Annotated in this window: 17 protein-coding genes and 1 pseudogene; 9 read left to right on the top strand and 9 right to left on the bottom strand. The window is 43.5% G+C overall.

Going from position 1 to position 21,188, the window contains the following annotated elements; translation table 11 throughout:
* Nucleotides 1–160 precede the first annotated feature (160 nt).
* From V7K30_RS25315 to V7K30_RS25300, 4 genes are all read right to left on the bottom strand, one after another.
* On the bottom strand, nucleotides 161–1,390 hold the full coding sequence (locus tag V7K30_RS25315) for a glycosyltransferase family 4 protein (RefSeq protein ID WP_335003994.1): 1,230 nt from the start codon (nucleotides 1,388–1,390) through the stop codon (nucleotides 161–163).
* Between the two features lie 67 nt (nucleotides 1,391–1,457).
* A complete protein-coding gene (locus V7K30_RS25310; RefSeq protein WP_442941104.1) occupies nucleotides 1,458–2,078 on the bottom strand; it encodes a response regulator transcription factor in 621 nt (206 codons plus the stop codon).
* 8 nt (nucleotides 2,079–2,086) lie between these two features.
* Complete coding sequence (locus V7K30_RS25305) at nucleotides 2,087–2,923, bottom strand: S1C family serine protease (RefSeq protein ID WP_335003990.1); 837 nt, start codon at nucleotides 2,921–2,923, stop codon at nucleotides 2,087–2,089.
* A 61-nt stretch (nucleotides 2,924–2,984) separates the two neighbouring features.
* Nucleotides 2,985–3,887, bottom strand: coding sequence for a S1C family serine protease (locus V7K30_RS25300; RefSeq protein WP_335003988.1), 903 nt, complete (start codon nucleotides 3,885–3,887; stop codon nucleotides 2,985–2,987).
* 734 nt (nucleotides 3,888–4,621) lie between these two features.
* On the opposite strand from V7K30_RS25300, the pseudogene V7K30_RS25295 reads away from it, so the two are divergent.
* A pseudogene (locus V7K30_RS25295) lies at nucleotides 4,622–4,842 on the top strand (addiction module protein).
* 36 nt (nucleotides 4,843–4,878) lie between these two features.
* Here V7K30_RS25295 and V7K30_RS25290 read toward each other — a convergent pair.
* Complete coding sequence (locus V7K30_RS25290; protein ID WP_335003986.1) at nucleotides 4,879–5,556, bottom strand: Uma2 family endonuclease; 678 nt, start codon at nucleotides 5,554–5,556, stop codon at nucleotides 4,879–4,881.
* 134 nt (nucleotides 5,557–5,690) lie between these two features.
* On the opposite strand from V7K30_RS25290, the gene V7K30_RS25285 reads away from it, so the two are divergent.
* From V7K30_RS25285 to V7K30_RS25270, 4 genes are all read left to right on the top strand, one after another.
* The gene (locus V7K30_RS25285; protein ID WP_335003984.1) at nucleotides 5,691–7,265 is read left to right on the top strand and encodes a CPBP family intramembrane glutamic endopeptidase; all 1,575 of its coding nucleotides are present in this window, start codon (nucleotides 5,691–5,693) and stop codon (nucleotides 7,263–7,265) included.
* A gap of 645 nt (nucleotides 7,266–7,910) precedes the next feature.
* Complete coding sequence (locus V7K30_RS25280) at nucleotides 7,911–8,186, top strand: TM2 domain-containing protein (RefSeq protein WP_335003982.1); 276 nt, start codon at nucleotides 7,911–7,913, stop codon at nucleotides 8,184–8,186.
* A gap of 618 nt (nucleotides 8,187–8,804) precedes the next feature.
* Nucleotides 8,805–11,303: a heavy metal translocating P-type ATPase gene (locus V7K30_RS25275; protein WP_335003980.1), complete on the top strand. Its 2,499-nt coding sequence runs from the start codon at nucleotides 8,805–8,807 to the stop codon at nucleotides 11,301–11,303.
* 223 nt (nucleotides 11,304–11,526) lie between these two features.
* Nucleotides 11,527–12,024, top strand: coding sequence for an FHA domain-containing protein (locus V7K30_RS25270; RefSeq protein ID WP_335003978.1), 498 nt, complete (start codon nucleotides 11,527–11,529; stop codon nucleotides 12,022–12,024).
* A 72-nt stretch (nucleotides 12,025–12,096) separates the two neighbouring features.
* Here V7K30_RS25270 and V7K30_RS25265 read toward each other — a convergent pair whose 3' ends face one another.
* Entirely contained in the window at nucleotides 12,097–12,444 is a 348-nt protein-coding gene (locus tag V7K30_RS25265) for a hypothetical protein (RefSeq protein WP_335003976.1), read from the bottom strand.
* Nucleotides 12,445–12,779: 335 nt separating this feature from the next.
* Between V7K30_RS25265 and thyD the strand changes: the two genes are divergently transcribed.
* Nucleotides 12,780–13,700, top strand: coding sequence for a thylakoid membrane protein ThyD (thyD, locus tag V7K30_RS25260; protein WP_335003974.1), 921 nt, complete (start codon nucleotides 12,780–12,782; stop codon nucleotides 13,698–13,700).
* Nucleotides 13,701–13,847: 147 nt separating this feature from the next.
* Here the strand turns inward: thyD and V7K30_RS25255 are convergent, their stop codons facing one another.
* From V7K30_RS25255 to V7K30_RS25245, 3 genes are all read right to left on the bottom strand, one after another.
* Nucleotides 13,848–14,093, bottom strand: coding sequence for a hypothetical protein (locus tag V7K30_RS25255; protein WP_335003972.1), 246 nt, complete (start codon nucleotides 14,091–14,093; stop codon nucleotides 13,848–13,850).
* Nucleotides 14,094–14,250: 157 nt separating this feature from the next.
* Entirely contained in the window at nucleotides 14,251–14,673 is a 423-nt protein-coding gene (locus tag V7K30_RS25250) for a tetratricopeptide repeat protein (RefSeq protein ID WP_335003970.1), read from the bottom strand.
* A 64-nt stretch (nucleotides 14,674–14,737) separates the two neighbouring features.
* Nucleotides 14,738–15,094 (bottom strand): iron-sulfur cluster assembly accessory protein, encoded by a 357-nt coding sequence (locus tag V7K30_RS25245; RefSeq protein ID WP_118161636.1) that lies wholly within the window; start codon nucleotides 15,092–15,094, stop codon nucleotides 14,738–14,740.
* 320 nt (nucleotides 15,095–15,414) lie between these two features.
* Here V7K30_RS25245 and V7K30_RS25240 point away from each other — a divergent pair, with 320 nt between their 5' ends.
* From V7K30_RS25240 to zds, 3 genes are all read left to right on the top strand, one after another.
* Nucleotides 15,415–17,061 carry a DUF6930 domain-containing protein gene (locus V7K30_RS25240; RefSeq protein ID WP_335003969.1) on the top strand — a complete coding sequence of 549 codons (1,647 nt, stop codon included), beginning with the start codon at nucleotides 15,415–15,417 and terminating at the stop codon, nucleotides 17,059–17,061.
* A gap of 2,205 nt (nucleotides 17,062–19,266) precedes the next feature.
* A complete protein-coding gene (locus V7K30_RS25235; RefSeq protein WP_335004114.1) occupies nucleotides 19,267–19,443 on the top strand; it encodes a CopG family transcriptional regulator in 177 nt (58 codons plus the stop codon).
* Between the two features lie 275 nt (nucleotides 19,444–19,718).
* A complete protein-coding gene (zds, locus tag V7K30_RS25230; protein ID WP_335003968.1) occupies nucleotides 19,719–21,155 on the top strand; it encodes a 9,9'-di-cis-zeta-carotene desaturase in 1,437 nt (478 codons plus the stop codon).
* Nucleotides 21,156–21,188: the final 33 nt, after the last annotated feature.

Genomic DNA, 21,188 nt, shown 5'->3' with positions numbered 1-21,188 from the left:
ACGATTTAGATAAGATAATTTGTCAGACCGATGTAGAGACGTTGCAATGCAACGTCCCTACACATATTTTTCCCACACCGAGAATAAAGAACAATTAGAATTTATTTAGGAGCTAGTGGTGGGATCTTTATTAGACCAAGCATTTTTATGTGTGTGCTAATTACGAATTAGTATTACTCCTCGCAAGACAAACTTGCTCATAGCTTTTACCAGCAATATCCCAAGTGAATTCTGTTTCTACCAGTTGTCTGCCGTTGTGAGACAATTCTGAACGCAGATGTGGATGATCAAATAGTTGACTAATAGCGGTGACGGACTCTGCTGGTTTATTCGCTCGTAATGCCCGTAATGAATGACTAGCACCATCGACAGCTAATCCTTCTAAGCCGCGATCGCTAGCTACTACAGGTACACCAGCTGCCATTGCCTCTAAAGTTTTATTTTTAATGCCAAACCCAGTCCGCATGGGTACAACGCAGATGGTGGCTTGATGTAAATATTCTACCATCGAAGGCACACGCCCAATCACATTAATTCCTGGTTTTTTATCAAGTGCTAAAACTTCTGGCACTGGATGAGAACCGACAATATCGAAAGTTGTATCGGGATAAAATTTTTGGATTTCTGGCAAAACTTCGTTGCTGAAAAAGCAGACAGCATCAATGTTTGCTAAATTATCCATTGCACCGATAAAAATTAAGCGGTGTCCTCCTGGATCGGTGGTACGGTTGGGGAAAGATACTAAATCTACACCATTGGGAATAACTGTAATTTCACTATTTGGGTTAAATTTTTGTAGTTGAATTTTATCTTCTTCTGTTGTGGCGACAATTGCCGAAAATTTAGCACAGTAGTTTTGTTCATAACGACGCAAAAGTGGCAGATTAATTTTGTCTCGGAGGGAATTTTCTGAAATGCCGGTTGCTAGTTGATTACGACAAGTAGCGTAAACAGAACTATGAACATTAACTATAGTTTTTAGCTGTTTCTGAAAATGCGATCGCACATAAATTTCATTGACACTATGTTCACAGGTAATTACATCACATTTTCCCGCTTCCACCCAGTTATCAATCCATGTTTGCATCTCAACTGAGTAGCGGTTAAGTACGCTTGGCGGTGTTCCCTGTTGCAAAAATCTACCAAATCGCTGTATTTTCTTCAGTATTCCGGTGGTTCCAGAATCTGGCGGGCGTTCAAAAATGGCTAGATGATCCACACAATCGCGTAATCCTGCTATTTCTGCGTCTGTAACATCGCCCTCGCGTTGAGTCGCGAGGGTAACACTATGGCGTTGACTCAGGTATTTAAGTAAATTAAATGTCCTGACTTGGGTTCCTCCGCGTGTTGGTGGGTAGGGAAAGGTGGAAGATAGCATTAAAATGTTCATACAAGTGATGAATCAAATGTGATACATATACCATGACCTCATTAGAGGCTGTATGTCATCATTTGATTTACAGCATGATCAAACCTAGTCGCACACCCACAGCAACAGCCTCGGTGCGGCTGGAGACACTGAGCTTTTGGAAAATCGATGAGAGATGAAATTTGACGGTATGCTCAGAAATATGCAGGCGTTTAGCGATCGCTTTATTTCCCAACCCTGATCCAAGCATTCCTAAAACCTCTATCTCCCGTGGTGTCAAGGTTTGTACAGGATTCGTTACCACTTTTTCTCGGATAGACAGTAATTCTACAGCATCCGGGTGCAGCACCACCAAACCAAAAGCGATCGCCTCCACAGCAGCGACAATTTCTGACTCTGTGCTACTACTGGGCAATATCCCCCGGATACCAGAACGTAACGCCGTCTCTAAATCAATGCTGTCAAGTTCCTCAACAATGACGATCATTCCTAATGGGTATTGTTCCTCTTGAATGAGCAGCAATTTTTCCCACACCGATTGTTGAAGATTGCTGCTCAAATCTACCAGCACCACATCTGGTTCTAATTGCCCAACTTCCCTCGCCAATACATCCAAATCGGATGCACTCCCCACAACCGTCAGCCGAGGATTGGTAGTTACCACAGCTGATAACCCTGCCCGCACTACAGGGGAAGTCGCAACTACCATCACCCGGATCATGTCACCTCCACAGCAGTTTTCCCAGACTGCACGGCAACATAAATCACGAATTGCTGCCCACCGCGTAGGAGTTGTATCGGCACAGTTCCTTTACTGTCACGGAGATATTTGGTTAAGTCATTCATGCTAGTGAATAATCGCCCCGAAACTCCAATTAAAACATCGCCAATTTGCACACCAGCAGTTTCCGCCGCACTGTCAGGTAAAATTGACAACACCAATAAACCTAAGCTACGCCTACCTAACAGCACAGGTTGCAGTGTGACTCCCAGTTGCGGACGACTATTTATTTGTAAAAAACGCTCAACGGTGCTGCTGGGAACTGCCACAGCTAAACCATTAACAATCATGGTGTTAATTCCCACGACTCGGCCGAGACAGTCGGCAAGTGGCCCCCCAGAATTTCCAGGATACAGCTGCAAATCGGCCATAACTGCACGCGGATTATTTGCATAGATAATTCCGGTTGTCACAGCACCACTCTCAGCAAAGGGATTACCCACCGCTAAGACTAATTCACCAACTCGTAGCGCCTCAGAATTGCCAATGGTTGCAGCAGTTAAATCAGTGGCGACAATTTTCAGGGCTGCTAAATCCTGCTGTGGGTCAAATTGTGTACGCACCGCATCAAATACCCTTCCGTCTGCCAATTCCACAGTTGCGCGGTTGCTGGTTGCCACATGAGCATTAGTGATAATTAGTCCGTCAGGTTGCCAAATTACACCAGAACCGACTCCCAGAGAGCCGCTTTTTACTTTGACAGTGCGATCGCGTAGTTTAGCAGCCACCTCTGTCAATTCAGCAGCGATGTTAGGTAATGTTGTGTTTGCCATAATCTCAAAGTTCTAAATTACGAATTACGTTAGCGTAGCGGTAGCGAGTCATTGAGCGTCATTACAAAGGTCTTTCGCCAAGTGCGATCGCTAACTCAACTAACACCCCACCCCGCACAACTTGCACGTTGACAGCTTTACCAATGCGATCGCTACTATTGAGTAGCGCCAGCACATCACCTGTATCGCCCACAGTTACCCCATCGAAAGTTACCAAAACATCGCCCAGCAGCACACCTGCATTGTCAGCTGGCCCCGAAGCCTCAACATTAACGACAATTACCCCAGTTGCAGAAGTTAAATTCAGAGCAGTTTTCAGGTTATTTGGTAAGCGTACAGGTTGCATTCCCACACCCAAGTAGCCTTTTGAAATGCGTCCTTTTGCTACTAATTGGTCAACCACGCGATCAACTGTAGCAGTAGGAATAGTCAGAGCAGTACCACGCCGCCCCGATGTATTCATACCTACTACAAAACCAGCAGCATCTACGAGCGACCCACCTGCAAAGCCAGAGTAAAGGGTGATGTCTGGGCGGATGAATTGGTCAATATTTCCGCCATTCATACTCCGCCAAGCACCGCTAACCACACTCACCGCACCCATCGCCGCCCTTAAGTCACCTTCGCTACCTCTTGCCAGTCCTAACACCAGATGACCAACTTTGAGCGTTTTGGCATCACCAACTTTTGCTACAGGTATTTCTAGATTTTCTAGTTTAAAAACAGCGATATCGGTGCTAGGGTCATGACCTACGAGTGTTACTGGTGCAGTGCTACCATTTGATAGAGTGATGGTGATATCGTCATAGCGCTGGAGGGACTCATCAGAGGTAACAATGATCCCATTACGCCAGTGAATGCCACTTGGGGAAACACGAGTACCTGCATTAACTGCAACTACAGCACTTCCAGCTTGTTCTACGGTGTCAGCTAAACTGTTGGACAAAGCCAGTAATGAAGACATAAGATTTTTGTGCAAACGTTCTTAGATGTTCATATCGTGCCGTTTGATCAACACAGATGGCATCGGAAAAATGGGGAGAATTCATCCTAGAAAAATGGCTAGGATTTAGATAATTTTGTGCAATAAAAATGGTAAGGGCACGCTGAGAGGCTTCCGGCAGTCCGCTCCAACCGAATTGTTAGACAGTCAGGACTTACGCAAAAAGGCAGTGAAAGCCCTGATTTCCCGTAGGGGCAATTCATAAATTGCCCCTACAGCGTGTAGTTTTGCGTAAGTCCTAACAGTATTTATTTTACTCATCCAAAAACTCTTGAGAGGATGTTTGAAAAGTATTTGGCTGTGATTTTAGGCATTTTGATCCCCCCTAACCCCCCTTTTTAAGGGGGGAACCGGAGTCAAAGTCCCCCAATTTATCGGGGGATTTAGGGGGATCTAAAATATTTTGATACCGACAAGAGGACTTTTCAAACAACCTCTGAGCAATCATCTCAGAAAATACTGTAGTTAACTGCCCAATAGTAAAGACGATCGCATCGCTTTCACTAACACGACTTATGCACAGGTAACGGAAAATCGAACCATAGAGGACGCAGAGGACACGGAGAAATAAGAGTTTGAGAGGTTTTTTGCGTAAGCCCTAACTAAAACACAACTAAAACGCGATCGCTCCCTCACCTTCTGGGGCAGTATTATCTCTAATAAAACTATATTGAGCAACTACATTAACAACAACCATGCACCCCATATTAAAAATCGATATTTCCGAACTAAGTGTATCTGAACGTATACAGCTTGCCGAGGACTTATGGGACAGCATTCTTACCACACCCGATGAAGTTCCTCCAACGATGAGCAAAAACAAGAATTAGATAGACGCTTGGAGATGCATCGCCAAAACCCAAACCAAGGTTCAACCTGGCAATCTGTCAAGCAAAGACTAGGTTTATCTGAATAAACTATCAGTTAATAAAGCGATTGCTCACTCACAAAATCAACTCAAAGAATCTGGATCTATCCCCAACCTTCGCAATTCTTGTGCCAACCTGTCGGCGCGTTGTTCGGCAGCGATCGCCCGTTCTTCTGGTGTTAAATATCTGACTCCTTGTTTGTCATACCAATACAACCAATCCCGCGTAATTCCCTGATAGGTTCCCCGTTCAAAACCAATTGCTAAACCTATCTCTGATAACCAAACTAGATTTCCTGGCTGCAATACATATTCACCATTGATAAAGCGATAAACTTCTAAAGGTGGTTTTCTCCGGCGTTGGGGATTGTAGACAACATAATATAAAATCTCCATCTCAGCATAAAGTTTCTTTTTGCTGGTGTATTCCCCACGTCGTCTGTGAGAAACAACTTCTAGTGCCATAATTGGCATCACCTTTTCTTCCCACAACACATAACTTAAACGCAAGTTCTCATCAAAAACTCGCTCGACTCCTAAACTTAAAAACCCATCGGGCACAATCGGGGGTAGTTCTGGATCGTAATAAATACCCATATCAACGCCAAAAAACCAATCCATCCGGCTGGCCCACAGCCAAGCTAAGATGGCTTCTAGCAAGCCAGGAATCAAATGTTGTAGTTGATTATCCACAGGTTCATCGTCCGAATCGGGTAGATCCTCGGCGGAGGGTAAGCAGTGCAATGGGTTGTAATTTAACATGGTGGGTGCGATGTCTATGACGAGCTACGCCTACGCAAACTTATAATATTGATGATATCTATCCACCTCTGACTTTTTCTTGCGATAATTCCCAATGGGGACGCGCTCCCCACAGGTTAGTCAAAGGGGGATAGATGACAATCAAGCGTTTGGTTTTAATTTTTGTACTGACGCCGATAGCAGTTCTGTTGGCAGTTTCGTCTTTATTTGGTAGTTGGCAAGAACCTCAGTTCCAAAGTCGCCTGGAACTATACCAAACCAATATTGCTTTACAAGCCCAAGCTTGGCAATCAGAAGATAGCGGTGATGACAATCTCCAGGCGATTCGGGAAGCAATACTTGGTGAGCAACCCCTAGAAAGCGCCACAAAGCAGTATCAGGAGGCGTGTCAATCAGTTCAAGCTAATTTAGACACAGTTAACAACAAACTTGCACAATTACGCTCTCAATCTGAAATAACTCCCACACCTCCCAAACCTCTACCTGACGTTCCTCCCACTCCTAAAACCTCTAAACAGGGAAAGCAACAGTTACATCAGTCTTTCAAGCAATTACAAAAATTACTGGCTGAATTAGACTTACGCCTGGGAATTTTACAAGCACAGCAAGGACAGACGGATACAGCCCTCAAAACTTGGAGCGAATTACAACAACGCTCAGACATTAATCCAGAATTTGGGCAAACTGCTGTTGTATTGAGTGGACTGTGGAGCAATCCTCCCCGTCTGCTTCCAAATGCTCAACAACCGATTCAAAAGAATTTAGAAGGTTGGTTTCGCTCTACTGCTTTGGTTAAGCTATACCAACTCCAGCAACGACAAGACGCTTTATCAGCAGTTAAAGCTGCACAACAAGAAACTGCTGCTCAAGCGGTGATCAAATTAGCGGTTATTGGCACTATTCCCACCTTGGCAGCTTTAATTGGTCTAATACTGCTGATTTTATTATTTGCTCAACGCTTGTTGAAAGGAAAAGCCTCGTTATTAGCTCAAAATGCTGATGTCCCTTGGTCAACGCCTTGGGATGGTGAAATGGTTTTGCAGGTTTTTGTCGTCGGCTTTTTCTTCATGGGGCAAATTTTTGTACCCTTGGTGATATCGCTGCTACCCATCCCGCGTCCCATTGTTGATGTGCGACTTCAGGCGTTTTCTGTTTTGGTTAGTTACCTATTGGTAGCATTAGGTGCGCTGTTAGTGCTGTATTTCTCTCTCAAGCGCTTTTTTCCACTACCAGAATTTTGGTTTCGCTTCCGTTTTCAAGATAACTGGTTTTGGTGGGGACTGGGAGGCTATTGTACGGCTTTACCTATAGTTGTGGTGGTATCTTTGATTAATCAACAGCTATGGCAAGGACAGGGTGGTAGTAACCCCCTGTTGCAACTAGCGCTAGAAAGCCAAGATGGTGTAGCACTTGGTATATTTTTCTCTACAGCGGCGATCGCAGCTCCATTTTTTGAAGAAATTCTGTTTCGCGGTTTTTTGCTACCCTCTCTAACTCGTTACTTACCCGTGTGGGGAGCAATTCTTGTCAGCAGTTTGTTGTTTGCGATCGCTCACCTCAGCTTGTCGGAAATTCTCCCACTGACCGCATTGGGGATTGTGTTGGGGGTAGTTTACACGCGATCGCGCAACCTCCTCGCTCCTATGCTCCTCCACAGCCTCTGGAATAGTGGTACATTATTAAGTTTGTTCGTCTTAGGCAGCAATTAATACTTAAATGCTACTGTTGCTAAAAACTAAAATATCTGCTTTTATCTCCATAAGTAGGACAATTTACTAGTTATAATTGGTTATAAGCATAAATACTAGCTGAAAACCCAATTAAGATAATGGCAAAAGCAAATCAAAGAATGCTGTTAACATAGACAACAAAATATCTAGTTAAGCATTTATTCTCATCGGGGTGATTTTAGCCAACAATTGGTTTCGTCATTGGTGCGACGGCGTTTCACGCCCGCTGGAAGCGATGTCTACGACGGGCTACGCTTACGGAAAATAATCCGGAAATAATACTGATGGACTTGTAAAAAGTGGTGTAGCAGTTTTTGCTGATTCTTGAGGTTCATTCTTCTCAAGATCAATGTCTTACCTAAAAATCTTCAAAACTGCCGCACCAGGGTTTGCGATCATCAAATCCACAAAAATTCATTAAGGAGCGCCAGATTTTCAAGCTATGCCGCAAGACATCTTAGCGTTCCCTGTGGAATATAAGCACACTGATTTTGGTTATTCGTCTTGGGGCTTAACTTGTAGTGAAAAAATTAAAAATCTATTTATTAAGTAAATAAATTTACTTACTTTCATTCCAATAAAGACTTTATTTTTATACCTCACTTATCAAGGAGCAGCACTCATATGGCAAATCTCAACCCCAGTCACCCTACCAAACAACTTCTAGCTGGTTACTGTGGCATTATCCTTGGAGGATTTGGGGTTCATAAGTTTATTCTAGGATACGCTCCAGAAGGCTTTATCATGTTGGTGATTTCTCTCGTCGGGGGTTCTTTCACCTACGGTATTGCCTTGTTAATTATGCAACTTGTAGGTTTAATTGAAGGTATGATCTACTTGAATCAGTCTCCTGAAGGATTCGTAAATACCTACTTTGTGAATAAGCAGGGCTGGTTCTAGTGTAAGAAGGTAGTTCATGCTGAAGGCAGAAGGTAATACACGCTTAAAAGGTGGGATTGTAGCAAAGACGATCTCTTAGAGTACACCGTAGCTGCGGATAAGCGGCAGTGACTGAAAATACATCCTTTCCCCCTTAACCCAAACGTATTGCCATTAGTACTCTGTCTATTGGTAGTTAACTCACTTCTCTATCTAACTTTCTTAATTCTACAAAATCCTTGCAATAGGGGCATGTTGCTAGGCTGATTTGTGTTTAGCAGCAGTTATACAACACTTCTACCTCTTATATTTATTTCTATTGATATGCTCATTCTCAAACCTAAACAGCTTAACTGGGCAATGTTCTTCTTGTTGGGCATAGGGTATTTAAGTTTTATGTCTCATTTGGAAATCAACTATTTCTTAAAAAGCCTGATTGTGATTATGCCAATGCAGGTGGTAGCTATAATCTATGTGACTTATTTACGCTGGAGCCGTCATTGATCCTCAGCGAAGTCCGATAATTTAAGAAATTTAATATAGTTGACATACAGTCGTAGTTCCATATTTAGCCTACGCTCAAATTAGAGACGCTTTTAGTCAGGCGTTGAATTTCTGTAGCGAATCTAAACATTTGCCATGCAACTTGTCCCAAAAACTAAGCTAGCCCCAGAATTTGACCCAATCCTAGAGAAAATTATTCTCGATGTTGGGGGCATGAAGTGTGCTGGGTGTGTGAACGCAGTAGAGCGACAGCTAACCCAACATCCAGGAGTCAAGAGTGCCTGTGTGAACCTGGCCACAGAGGTAGCAGTTGTAGAGTCAGAAACTGGTGCGGTAGATGCAGATGCACTGGCGCAGCGATTAACAGCCGTTGGATTCCCGACTCAACCCCGAAAAGCTAGTGGCACAGTAGCAGGCGAGATATCTACCTTACCAGACCCAGCAGAACGACAACGCCGAGAAATGCGGTCTTCTGTTAGGCAGTTGGCGATCGCTGCGATGTTGCTGTTATTGTCGGGAAGTGGACATTTTGGTAATCTTGGTAGCTCAGTGCTGCCACTGCTAAATAACATCTGGTTTCACTGTGGATTGGCGACAGTGGCACTATTAATTCCTGGTCGCCCGATTTTAGTAGATGGCTGGCTGGGCTGGCGGCGAAATGCGCCTAACATGAACACCTTGGTGGGATTGGGAACGCTGACAGCCTACATTGCTAGTTTAGTAGCGCTGCTCTTTCCCCAATTGGGTTGGGAGTGCTTCTTTGACGAACCAGTAATGATGCTGGGCTTTATTCTTTTAGGAAGGACATTAGAGCAACAAGCTAGAGGTCGCGCTGCTGCCGCATTTAGGAAATTGCTAGCACTCCAGCCACTCTTAGCGCGATTGATTGCCAACCCAGAGAAAGGAGGAGTGGGGTCTTCTAGTGTAGAGATTCCTGCTGAACAGGTGCGGGTTGGTGAATGGTTACAAGTGCTGCCAGGTGATAAAATCCCTGTCGATGGTGAAGTGGTGGTTGGTCAAACAACGGTCGATGAATCCATGCTGACTGGGGAAGCAGTACCAATAATCAAGCAACCGGGAGATATGGTGACAGGGGGGACGCTAAATCAGTCAGGAGCGATCGCTATTCAGGCAACCCGGACTGGAAGTGATACAACTTTAGCTCAAATTGTCGCTTTAGTAGAAGCCGCCCAAACTCGGAAAGCCCCAGTACAGAAATTAGCCGATACAGTAGCTGGTTACTTCACCTACGGTGTGCTGACAGCATCTATATTGACATTTGTCTTTTGGTACTTTTTCGGCACTCACATCTGGACTGATGTCAGCATGTCTGGTGGCATGGAAATGATCAGCCACGCTACACATGAAGCTCCCCACTCCCCCCTATTAATCAGTTTAAAACTAGCGATCGCAGTTATGGTAGTCGCCTGTCCCTGTGCTTTAGGACTCGCCACACCAACAGCCATTCTTGTCGGGACTGCTATGGGCGCAGAACGGGGTCTGTTAATTAAAGGCGGCGACGTTTTAGAAAAAGTACACCAGTTAGACACCGTAGTATTTGATAAAACTGGCACTCTGACCACGGGTAATCCCATCGTCACAGATTGTCTGTTAATTTCGGAAATGGGGAATAGGGAATGGGGAGTAGGGAGTGGGGTTCCGTACTCCCTACTCCCTACTCCCTACTCCCTAATACAACTAGCAGCAGCCGTAGAAAGCGGTACTCACCACCCCCTAGCAAAAGCGATTCAGCAAGAAGCACAGCGGCAACAGTTATCTATTCCAGAGGCTGTGGACTTTCACACGGAACCAGGATTAGGGGTGTCTGCTGTGGTCGAGGGCAGAGTTGTGCTGTTGGGTAACTGGGACTGGTTGAGTTGGCACGGCATTGCCATTAACGAAACTGCACAACAAGTAGCACAGGATTTGGCAACAGATGGTAAAACAGTCGTTTGCGTAGCAGTTGCGGGAACTTTAGCTGGGCTAATTGCTGTTTCTGATACCTTAAGACCAGATGCCCGATCCACCGTAGACAAATTGCGTCAGATGGGCTTACGGGTAATGTTGCTGAGTGGCGATCGCCCAGAAGCAGCTAGCGCCATAGCCAAACAACTAGGATTAGATAGTGCTGATGTAATCGCAGGTGTTCCTCCAGCTAAAAAAGCGGCTGCAATCCAGTCTCTCCAGAAAGAGGGACTGGGGACTAGGGACTGGGGACTAGGAAAAATTCTTCCTAATACCCAATCCCCAATACCCAATCCTCACTCAGTTGTCGCAATGGTAGGAGATGGAATCAACGATGCTCCAGCTTTATCCCAAGCAGATGTCGGAATTGCTTTACACTCTGGGACAGATGTGGCGATGGAAACTGCTGAAATTGTCCTAATGCGCGATCGCTTAAACGATGTCGTTGAATCTATTCAGCTTAGTCGCGCCACTTTCAACAAAATCCGCCAAAATTTATTCTGGGCTTTTGCATATAATACAGTTGGCATTCCTTTAGCAGCTGGTGTTTTATTCCCTAGCATGGGTTTTGTCCTTAACCCATCTGGTGCTGCTGCATTAATGGCTTTTAGCTCTGTTAGCGTCGTCACAAACTCAATATTATTACGGCGATTAGCTCATCACCCGTAGAATACTCTTTTGCAGGTAAAATTTCCCAGCCCAAATCTTGGTTATTCCCATATAAAGTTAAACTGAGCCGGTATTCAAGTTTTACCAGTTCACAAAGCTTCTTGAGACACTTACCAAAGCTATCATAGCTACTGGAGTAGAACGGCCATGTTCTACTCTTTCAAGGTATTATGCAATTTTAAAGCTTATTTAGATCAGCACCACAGAATTATGGTGCGCGAAAATGGCAAGATACGATACTAAACAAATCTTGATTAATCATAGTTCCACCGATTTATCAATGGCAGCAGAAACCAATGAAAACCATCTACTGATTATTGAAGACGATCAAGGTCGTAAAGAATTTTCTCTAGAGTACCCCGTCTACTCTATCGGTAGAGATCGCGAATGTAATATCCGTTTGATGTCGCAGTTTGTCTCCCGCCGCCATGCCACATTAGTCAGATTGCCACGAGAGCATAATAGTCATAGCTACTATTACCGGATTGTAGATGGCGATGCTAAAGGAAAGCCTAGTTCCAACGGTTTGATGATTAATGGACGTAAAATACCAGCCCACGATCTCAGAAATGAAGACGAAATCGTTTTTGGCCCTCAAGTCCGTGCCATTTATTACCTTTTAAAAAACACTCAGCGTTTGGGACAGACGGATTCTAGCGAGTATGACATTACACTAATAAACCCCGGTATGGCCGAGGATTTAGAGGATATAGGAGACTGAATTATAGCTACCAATCACAGTCTGACACTCTCACAGCTTGAAGCCGTGAGAGTGTCAATTCAATCACCTAAGCTATCCTGCAAGACTTTCAATCAAATGCCAATGGCGGCTACTTTCAATAGCCTGCTTGATGAATTCAAACATTTGTCGGCAGTAATTATCTAGTTGGAGTGGTAGTTCTTCATTTTTAATCACAATACTCATCCGAGTTTCTGTTTCCGTAGATTTTGATTTATCAATCAGTACTTCTACTGTGATCAATTTAGGAAAAGGAACATTGCCAGGAACCTGACGAGCGATAATGTAATCGCCCGTGTGGTATTGAATATCCAACTGAGAGTCCTGTAGAAGTTCTACAAGTAACGGCAACAGATGGTCACTAGGAACAGAAACAATAAATGAACAGGTATAGCGAGCCATAATAGCCCCACGCCTTGCAACACTCTGTCCATCCTATAATACCGAAGCATCTAAACGAAAAGTCATTAAAAAAGCAAAGTTTTTGAGTTTTTAGATCAGGCATTACAGCATTGAGAGCAGAAAGCCTATCGGCTTCTAGCCGTGGGGACGCCAGTCACCTACCACGAGAAACCCTTCTACAGCGCACCGCGAGTGAATGCGTAGCACCTTTGGGAGAGGGTAAATTCATTGGAATCCCTATGAAGCACGAATCACACAGCTTTTTGTAAAACTGAGCGTAGCGATAGTTTTACAGCCGTGGGAGTGTCAAAATAAAGGTTTGGCTGAGATAGAAAATGAAAGTCGCAATTACTGGAGCTACAGGATTTGTCGGTAGTCGTTTGATACAACGACTCCACGGGGAAGGTCATAAAATAGTAGTATTAACTCGAAACGCTACCTTTGCTAAAAAGGTTTTTCCATCTGAGGCTTACGCCAATCTAGAAATTGTTGCTTATACACCAAATGCATCTGGTTCTTGGCAAAATGTCATCGCTAGTTCTGATGGCGTAGTTAATTTGGCAGGAGAACCCATTGGTGAAGGACGCTGGACACCAGAACGCAAACAAGAAATCCTCAATAGCCGGAAGCTAGGTACACAAAAAATAGTTGAGGCAATAGTCAACGCTAATCCCAAGCCCAGCGTGTTAATTAACGCTTCGGCTATTGGCTACTACGGCACCAGTGAGACGGCAACCTTTGATGAAACAAGTCTATCTGGTAAAGATTTTCTCGCCCAAGTCTCCCAAGCCTGGGAAGCAGAAGCGAGAAAGGTAAAAGATGCTGGTGTCCGGTTGGTAATTCTGCGTTTTGGGATTGTTCTGGGTAATGGTGGTGCTTTAGGTAAAATGATTTCGCCTTTCAAACTCTTCGCTGGTGGCCCCATTGGCAGTGGCCGCCAGTGGTTCTCTTGGATTCATGTAGACGATTTAGTTAACCTGATTGTGCAAGCTTTAACTAAACCAGAAACAGAAGGCGTATATAATGCTACTGCCCCTAACCCAGTCCGCATGGCTGATTTAAGCCAAACTTTGGGACGAGTCATGAATCGCCCTTCTTGGTTGCCTGTTCCTGCTTTTGCGATCGAAGCCCTTTTAGGAGACGGGGCTATAGTCGTTTTAGAAGGTCAGCAAGTCATCCCAAAACGCACCGTGGAAACAGGCTTTGAGTACAAATATCCTAATTTGCAATCAGCACTAACACAAATCCTTAGTTAAAAGGGAGTGGGGAGTGGGGAGTGGGGAGTGGGGAGTGGGGGGAGCAAGAATTTTAGATTTTAGATTTTGGATTTTAGATTGAAATTTAATCCAAAATTTAAAATCCAAAATCCAAAATTGAATTGCCCTGTTTGGCCAATCCCTTAACTATTGACTAGATAGAAATTTTCTGGAAACCCAACTGATAATACCGCTGAGAATGGCACCGCCCATGAGGATGCCAATTGCTGGGTTAAATACGGGTTGCCACAGTTTATGCCACAAATCCAAACCCAGGTTTACTCCTACAGAATCACCGATCGCGGCGATCGCTAACCAGACAAAGCCAAACAAAACCAAAAAAACATCTGCGACTAAAATCGTATTTAGCCAATTTAACAATTTATCTTTCATGATTGGAATGGGGAATGGGGAGTGGGGAGTGGGGAGTGGGGAGTGGGGAATGGGGAATGGGGAGTTGGTATTAGCAAGAGACAAGAAAGAAGACTTATTCAATAATTTATCGTTGTCCTCCCCCACTCCCTACTCCCTAACTCCCTACTCCCCATCCTCATTCTTCAAACAGCCAATTTTTGACTTTTGTCAAACTCTGCCAATCTGGTTTTCTAGTTAAACCGTCTTCAATACTATTTTTTATTTCATCACTCCATTCTTCATTGACAAACATTAACTGCTGTGCTATATCAATGTGTTCCCGCAAACCTTTTTGACCTGTTTCCAGCATTGCTAAGGCGAGATTTACTCTAGCTTGGGGGTCTTGTGGGTTTAACTTGACTGCCTTCTGTGCAGCTTTGTAAGCTAAGTTGGGTTTGTTATCGAGTAGATACAACCACGCTAAACAAATCCAAGCAGCACTAGTTTTTGGAGCGCGATCGCACACTTCTTTAAACACAGGGATTAAAGAATCTACTGCCTCTCCTGCTTTATAGCGTTCTAAACCTGTATCAAACAGGGATTCAACTGTATTAGTCATTGGTCATTAGTCATTAGTCATTGGTCATTAGTCATTTGCAAAGGACAAATGACAAATGACAATATTACACCCCAAATGACTTGCCACAACCACAAGTTTGGTTGGCATTGGGATTAGTGAATTGGAAGCCACCGCCAATCATGGCATCGCTGTAATCGAGCATTAAACCGTAGAGATATAATAGACTCTTGCGATCGCTGACAATTTTGAAGCCATCATAGTCAAAAACTTCATCCTGAGGGGTGATCTTGCTAGTGTCTTCAAAGTCCATCATGTAAGACATGCCAGAACAGCCACCCTGACGAACTCCTACCCGTAAGCAGAAGTCTGTGCCTTGCCTGTCCCGGAGGGATTTTACCTGGTGCAATGCGGCTTCGCTCAACAGAATTCCGCGTTGTTGAGACTGAATTGCTTGTGTCATCTGCTTTTTTAACTCCTTAATTAGTCTAAGTTTTACCCTGCATCGGCTTGTTAATGCCTCTGGGTTGCCCTTGGTGTTTTTGTTTTCATTCTAGCGGCTTACATGTCGCTAGATGCCAAATTGTAAACACTCCGTTAAAAGCAGCCAAAGATTTTTATTCTAGAATTGAGAGATTCAGTGTGTTTATAGATTCGGTATTTTTGGAGTTCAAGCGTGGCGGCAGCCTGAGAAGCAACCACTCTTCAGGTGCAGCCATAAAAATTTAATCCGAGGCTAGCTATTCCCCAAAGTTTACTTCCAAATTGCTTCTTTTGATCTCTATGACAAGTTTTAATCGCTCTACCAGTCGTCGGTTGAAGAAATTAACTCAAATTCCTTCTGTATGGGAGGGCGATCGCCGTCCGTTGTCATCACCAAACCAGCCCTCAGACTCCGAGGAAAAGGGAGAATGCATTCTTTGGGTAGATTACTCCCAAGGTATGGTTCGAGGCATGGACGTGGTAGCTTCAGATATCGGCCCAGAAGCAATAGTTCGCACCTTAATGCAAGCAATGGAGCATCCCCAGAGTCCGGCAAGACCTGCCAGACCCCAAAGAATTGTAGTCAAAGACCGCGAGATCCAATTTTACCTGCGGGGGGTGCTGCAAGATTTGGATATCGCTATTGACTACGCACCAGAACTGCCTTTAATTGACGAACTGTTTCGCGGGTTTGCGGACATTCTCGATAGTCAAACCCCCGACTTACCCCCACAATATGCACAAATCTTGCGGGAGAAAGCATTTGCAATTTGGCAAGCAGCACCTTGGGAATTTTTGGAAGAACAACAAATTTTGTCAATCGAGATTAATAAGTGGGATGTTGGCACACTCTACGCCTCAGTCATGGGAATGTTGGGAATGGAGTATGGGATTTTGTTTTATCGCTCAGAAGAGTCTTTAAAACAGTTTCGCGCCGCCGTTTTAAAAGATGATGAATCAACGGAGCATCTAGAAGAAGCGTTCCTCAAGCAAGATTGCCTGTTTCTCACCTTTGAGAGTGCTGATGAAACCGATGAAGATGAAGACGAAGACGAAGAAAGTGATTTGGCGGATATGCCCTTATCAGAAATTGACCCAACTTTCGGTAATATCCACCCCTTAGAAGGACTACGGTCTGTTTTGTATGAGGAAGAAGCACTGGTAATCTTCGTGGCGATCGAAAGCCTGAGCCGCTTTATTCGAGATCACCGTCGCCAGTTCCATGAGGACATCTTCCCTACCCTCAGCCGTCGCTATCGCATTTCTCTGCCGCAGTCGGAAGAATCAACTAAATCTGTGGCTGTGACAGTCTCTACCATGCCGCAGTTAGCAACAGAATTAGAGGAAATGGCAGGCTTTGGTGTCGATGACGAGGAAATTGACAACCTTGACTCCGCGAATTTCCAATCATTGCAAGATGACTTGATACCGGAAGACTCTTTCCTCAGCTTAGGTGTAGTGTCGTGGGAAATGTTGGAGGGACTCCGTAAGGGGGTAACTTACCATCAGGCTGGTGAAATCAAACAAGTGGGTGACGGTTTGCCAGTGATTTTAATTCAAACTTCCCGGCCCAAGGCTAAGATTGTAATTGAAAGAATTGAAGCAGCAGACGGACTGAGAGCAATTTGCTTTAATCCAGGTGCCGATCCTTTGGATGGCGATCGCTACGACCTGGGTTTATTGCAAAGTCAAAATGGCGAATTGTTCCTATTTGGTGAATTCTTAGATGAAGATCCCATTCATGTAGAAGCCCGAAAAAAATGGAATCAGCGGTGTAAAAATACTAAGGGCTACTGTGGCTTAATCATTGCCAAAGGACTAACGGGAGCCTCCCGTGGCAATCCTCAATTACGAGATATGATGGCTTTGTTTGAAGCGCGATCGCTTTCACCTAAAGATTTAGGTCTTGGCACTCTTCAACTCATGCCCCAACTTAAAATTGAATAGTTGCGCGAATTCCCGCAATCCTCAATCTCAAATTGTGGCTATGAGAAATTAAGTTGATGTGTATTTGATTCACATATTGACCAAAACTGTATTTGGCAGGGGAAAAGGAAAGCTTTACCTTTTAACGTTTACCCTTTTTCTGTTTACCAACTGAGTGCTGAGTAAAGTAAAAAGTACTCAGGATTTTCGCATTTATATATGCCCCACCCTTTCTAGGCGGTCTTTTATATAACTCAGCACTCTTCATCTGCGTACCTCTCAGGGTGCAGCACTTTGCAATCCACATTTACAGCAGATTTTAATTTGGTGAATTACATCAACTAAGTATCAAAGTCAGGCATAAAGCCTGTTTTACTTCTGAATTCTGACTTTTAACTCTCCGAACTTCTGATTTAAGGAAGCCAAAGATTGAAAAATCCAGATGCCTGCGGCAATCCCTGACGCTTGAACGCGAACAGCGTGTCGCAGACAAGACTCGCTAACGACAGGAACCGCCAGACGCTTTGGTGCGGACGCGCAAGGGACGCGGACTCTCCAAGAGTTGAGGCCGCGCATGGGAGAAGACTACGACCCCCTCACCGCAAAGCGGCTACGGAGAAAACCTCCGCTCCAGTTTTTAGTTTAGCTCAGAGAGAACTCTGAATTCTGCTGTATGTATATGTCAACACCAAGAGGCGACTATAGGACTCCGATTTGATTTTTGAAAATATACTGAGACTGAAAAGCCCGTTTTATCAGGGTTTTATCTGAAATATTGTTCAGAAATCAGACAGGAGTCCTATAGATGATTAGAAGTTAACTTTATCTCAATTTCATGAAGTACCTGTATTATCATATTTTTCCAGTCATTTCATTTGGATATTTGTCAGTATAAATCGGTACAATTTGCTAAAAATTTATCTGCAAAGTTCGGTTTAATCAAACTTAGCTGGCCTACTTGGATATCGGAATGCTTTTTTAACAAGTTTTTGAGTTTAGCATCTTGTTATGTATCAATATCATTAAGCAAAAGCTCAGATGATATCTTTTTCTTTATATTTTTTTTATAAAGGATAGAAATGAGCTTACTTGGTCTTTAAATGAAGATTATTTAAAGTCCATAAATAATGGCTATAATGAACACATCACCGAAAAATATTGAAATATTTAATTATTTTTATGGGTATAATTAGCAAATAATAAATGGTTGTAATTCTAAAGTTTCTTGGCAGGAGTTTATATCTTGCTTTGAATATAAAAAATATTTACTGTCTAACTTTTAGGACGGTAGTTGGCGAAAAAGGATTTCTCTAACCTCCCAATAGATGAATACTATGAATGCGACAAACATCGCTGAGTTTAAGATAAAGTATATCGCTAGAGTGGGGAGAAAACACATCTAAAATTTCATCGTATCTTTACAGGGAGTTAATGTAAAAGCATGAAACAAAACTAAAATACTGTTATCGTCAACAGTCAACTAACATCATATCTGTTCTCGGCTCATTCATCTGTGTGAAATTACAGATAATACTGTTAAAAATTACCAGAAAACTTGGATATGTATACCCAGGAAACTGAGTCTTGTCCCCTTTTTTGTAGCTACTATATTGGCACAGAAAAGCAATCAGCTTGATCGAGGGAAGCCAAAATTCATAACGGTTCAAGTAGCTTTTAACTTCTTGGTGACAGTCATGGGTGCAGATGGGTGTTTCTTCTAGAGCGATCGCTTATTTGCCTACTAACAAGAGTGATTATTCACGATCTATACATACCACCCTAACCCGCCTGAAAGCCAGTATTTCAGCATGATAATGATTCTGAAACTTTATTTGATGATGTTGTCCCAGATGTTCTCTCCAAGCAGGTTTGGCGGGCTTGGTTAAGAGAGAAGGTCAAATGCTTTCAATGGAGAATAACTTTAAAAATCTTCATTGAGTCAACAATAGGTGTCTCAAATTCATTTATCAAATTTCATTGTCAGGCTTTACTCATGCTGTTAGTAGGGTTATTATCTTCAAAAGCAACTATGTGCTTTTTATCCTGTCACAGGAGTAACAAATAAAGTGTAGTTTTTTGATTTCTTTAGAAAATGATGAATCCTTTGACAAAACGAAAGTTTTTAATATTAATGATATTACTTGTTTCCTGAGACAAACTCTGATAATGTTATCGGTTCCCTCTTTAATTAGACTCTTTCGACAATCTGAATATACAGCAAATAGCATGATAATGACAAATAAAAAATGGGCCGTTAAACGTATAACAGTCAATCTCGCAACACAGGAAGCGGAAAAACTAGAAAAATATTGTCAACAAACAGGTAGACCCGCAACCGATGTGATTCGTGAACTGATTAGAAGTTTACCTGTCTCCGACGACAGCAATGATGTAAATAGGTAAGAAGTTACTTTCACGACTTACCAGATAACTGCTTTTGGCACCAAAAAAAAGATATGATACTTTTTTGAGTCCGCCGCAATGGACAAGAGTTTGTCTAGCTGATACAGACGCGTTTTTCTCGCGTCTGGTCATTTGCCGGGACTAAAAGAAGTGATCAAAGAGGTTTTAGTATCGACATTGCTATACCTTAATATGCTAGTGGAGTTGATATTAAGTCGCAAATTCCGACACCAACCCAGTTACAATCTGTAAAGAAACTGAAAAGGAACGACGGAATGCGCGTTGCAATCGTAGGTGCGGGACTGGCTGGACTAGCAACCGCTGTAGATCTAGCTGATGCTGGTTGTGAAATAGAGATTTTTGAGTCTCGTCCGTTTGTGGGTGGTAAAGTTGGCAGTTGGGTTGATGGAGATGGCAACCATCTAGAGATGGGGTTGCATGTATTTTTCGGGTGCTACTACGAACTATTTGACTTGATGAAGAAAGTGGGGGTATTAGAAAACTTACGCCTCAAGGAACATACCCACACTTTCATTAACAAAGGGGGCCGGACTGGTGCTTTAGATTTTCGCTTTATTACAGGTGCGCCTTTCAATGGCTTAAAGGCATTTTTCACTACTTCTCAACTATCGTTGCAGGATAAATTGCAAAATGCGATCGCTTTGGGTACTAGTCCCATAGTTCGCGGATTGGTAGACTTTAACGGGGCGATGAAAACCATCCGCAAATTAGATAGAATTAGCTTTGCCGATTGGTTCCGTAGTCACGGTGGGAGTAATGGCAGCATTAAGCGCCTGTGGAACCCCATTGCCTACGCATTGGGATTTATTGATTGCGAAAATATGTCGGCCCGTTGTATGTTAACGATATTCCAGTTATTTGCAGTCAGAACTGAAGCTTCAGTTTTGCGAATGCTGGAAGGTTCTCCTTATGAGTATTTACACAAGCCCATTCTGGAATATCTGGAAGTTAGAGGCACCAAAGTTTACACGCGTCGGCAAGTTCGGGAAATTCAGTTTACATCAGAGGAACAAACCCGCGTCACTGGTATAGTAGTTGCCCAAGGTGATACCGTAGAAACTATCACTGCTGATGCTTACGTTTTTGCCTGTGATGTTCCAGGAATTCAACGTATATTACCACACGAGTGGCGTAAGTGGTCAGAATTTGACAATATTTACAAACTGGATGCAGTACCAGTGGCTACAGTGCAGTTACGCTTCGATGGTTGGGTAACGGAACTGAACAATGGAGAGCAACGTAAACAACTAAATCATGCGGCTGGAATCGATAATTTACTTTACACAGCCGATGCTGACTTTTCTTGTTTTGCCGATTTGGCGTTGACTAGCCCTGCTGATTATTATCGCCCAGGACAGGGGTCATTGTTACAGCTAGTGCTGACACCGGGAGATCCGTTTATTGCCCAAAGTAATGAAGCGATCGCGCACCATGTCCTTAAGCAAGTTCATGAACTGTTTCCCTCGTCGCGGGAGCTAAATATGACTTGGTACAGTGTGGTAAAACTTGCCCAGTCTCTCTACCGAGAAGCACCAGGGATGGATGCGTACCGTCCCAACCAAAAGACACCAGTAGATAATTTCTTCCTTGCAGGGAGTTATACTCAGCAAGATTACATCGACAGTATGGAAGGTGCTACTATTTCTGGACGGCGGGCGGCAAAAGTGATTTTGGAGAGTTTGAAGAAATAACTAACTGCGTTCGCGCAGCGTCTCGTTAGAGAA

Origin of the sequence: Nostoc sp., assembly GCF_036917655.1 — a bacterium.
Classification (GTDB): Bacteria; Cyanobacteriota; Cyanobacteriia; order Cyanobacteriales; family Nostocaceae; genus Nostoc.
Note: the sequence above shows the minus strand (reverse complement) of the source record. Positions and strands in the feature narration are given on the sequence as shown.

Excerpts from the sequence above, each read along its gene's own strand:
- V7K30_RS25315 (WP_335003994.1), bottom strand. The coding sequence starts at position 1,390 with ATGAACATTTTAATGCTATCTTCCACCTTTCCCTACCCACCAACACGC.
- V7K30_RS25310 (WP_442941104.1), bottom strand. The coding sequence starts at position 2,078 with ATGGTAGTTGCGACTTCCCCTGTAGTGCGGGCAGGGTTATCAGCTGTG.
- V7K30_RS25305 (WP_335003990.1), bottom strand. The coding sequence starts at position 2,923 with ATGGCAAACACAACATTACCTAACATCGCTGCTGAATTGACAGAGGTG.
- V7K30_RS25300 (WP_335003988.1), bottom strand. The coding sequence starts at position 3,887 with ATGTCTTCATTACTGGCTTTGTCCAACAGTTTAGCTGACACCGTAGAA.
- V7K30_RS25290 (WP_335003986.1), bottom strand. The coding sequence starts at position 5,556 with ATGTTAAATTACAACCCATTGCACTGCTTACCCTCCGCCGAGGATCTA.
- V7K30_RS25285 (WP_335003984.1), top strand. The coding sequence starts at position 5,691 with ATGACAATCAAGCGTTTGGTTTTAATTTTTGTACTGACGCCGATAGCA.
- V7K30_RS25280 (WP_335003982.1), top strand. The coding sequence starts at position 7,911 with ATGGCAAATCTCAACCCCAGTCACCCTACCAAACAACTTCTAGCTGGT.
- V7K30_RS25275 (WP_335003980.1), top strand. The coding sequence starts at position 8,805 with ATGCAACTTGTCCCAAAAACTAAGCTAGCCCCAGAATTTGACCCAATC.
- V7K30_RS25270 (WP_335003978.1), top strand. The coding sequence starts at position 11,527 with ATGGCAAGATACGATACTAAACAAATCTTGATTAATCATAGTTCCACC.
- V7K30_RS25265 (WP_335003976.1), bottom strand. The coding sequence starts at position 12,444 with ATGGCTCGCTATACCTGTTCATTTATTGTTTCTGTTCCTAGTGACCAT.
- thyD (WP_335003974.1), top strand. The coding sequence starts at position 12,780 with ATGAAAGTCGCAATTACTGGAGCTACAGGATTTGTCGGTAGTCGTTTG.
- V7K30_RS25255 (WP_335003972.1), bottom strand. The coding sequence starts at position 14,093 with ATGAAAGATAAATTGTTAAATTGGCTAAATACGATTTTAGTCGCAGAT.
- V7K30_RS25250 (WP_335003970.1), bottom strand. The coding sequence starts at position 14,673 with ATGACTAATACAGTTGAATCCCTGTTTGATACAGGTTTAGAACGCTAT.
- V7K30_RS25245 (WP_118161636.1), bottom strand. The coding sequence starts at position 15,094 with ATGACACAAGCAATTCAGTCTCAACAACGCGGAATTCTGTTGAGCGAA.
- V7K30_RS25240 (WP_335003969.1), top strand. The coding sequence starts at position 15,415 with ATGACAAGTTTTAATCGCTCTACCAGTCGTCGGTTGAAGAAATTAACT.
- V7K30_RS25235 (WP_335004114.1), top strand. The coding sequence starts at position 19,267 with ATGATAATGACAAATAAAAAATGGGCCGTTAAACGTATAACAGTCAAT.
- zds (WP_335003968.1), top strand. The coding sequence starts at position 19,719 with ATGCGCGTTGCAATCGTAGGTGCGGGACTGGCTGGACTAGCAACCGCT.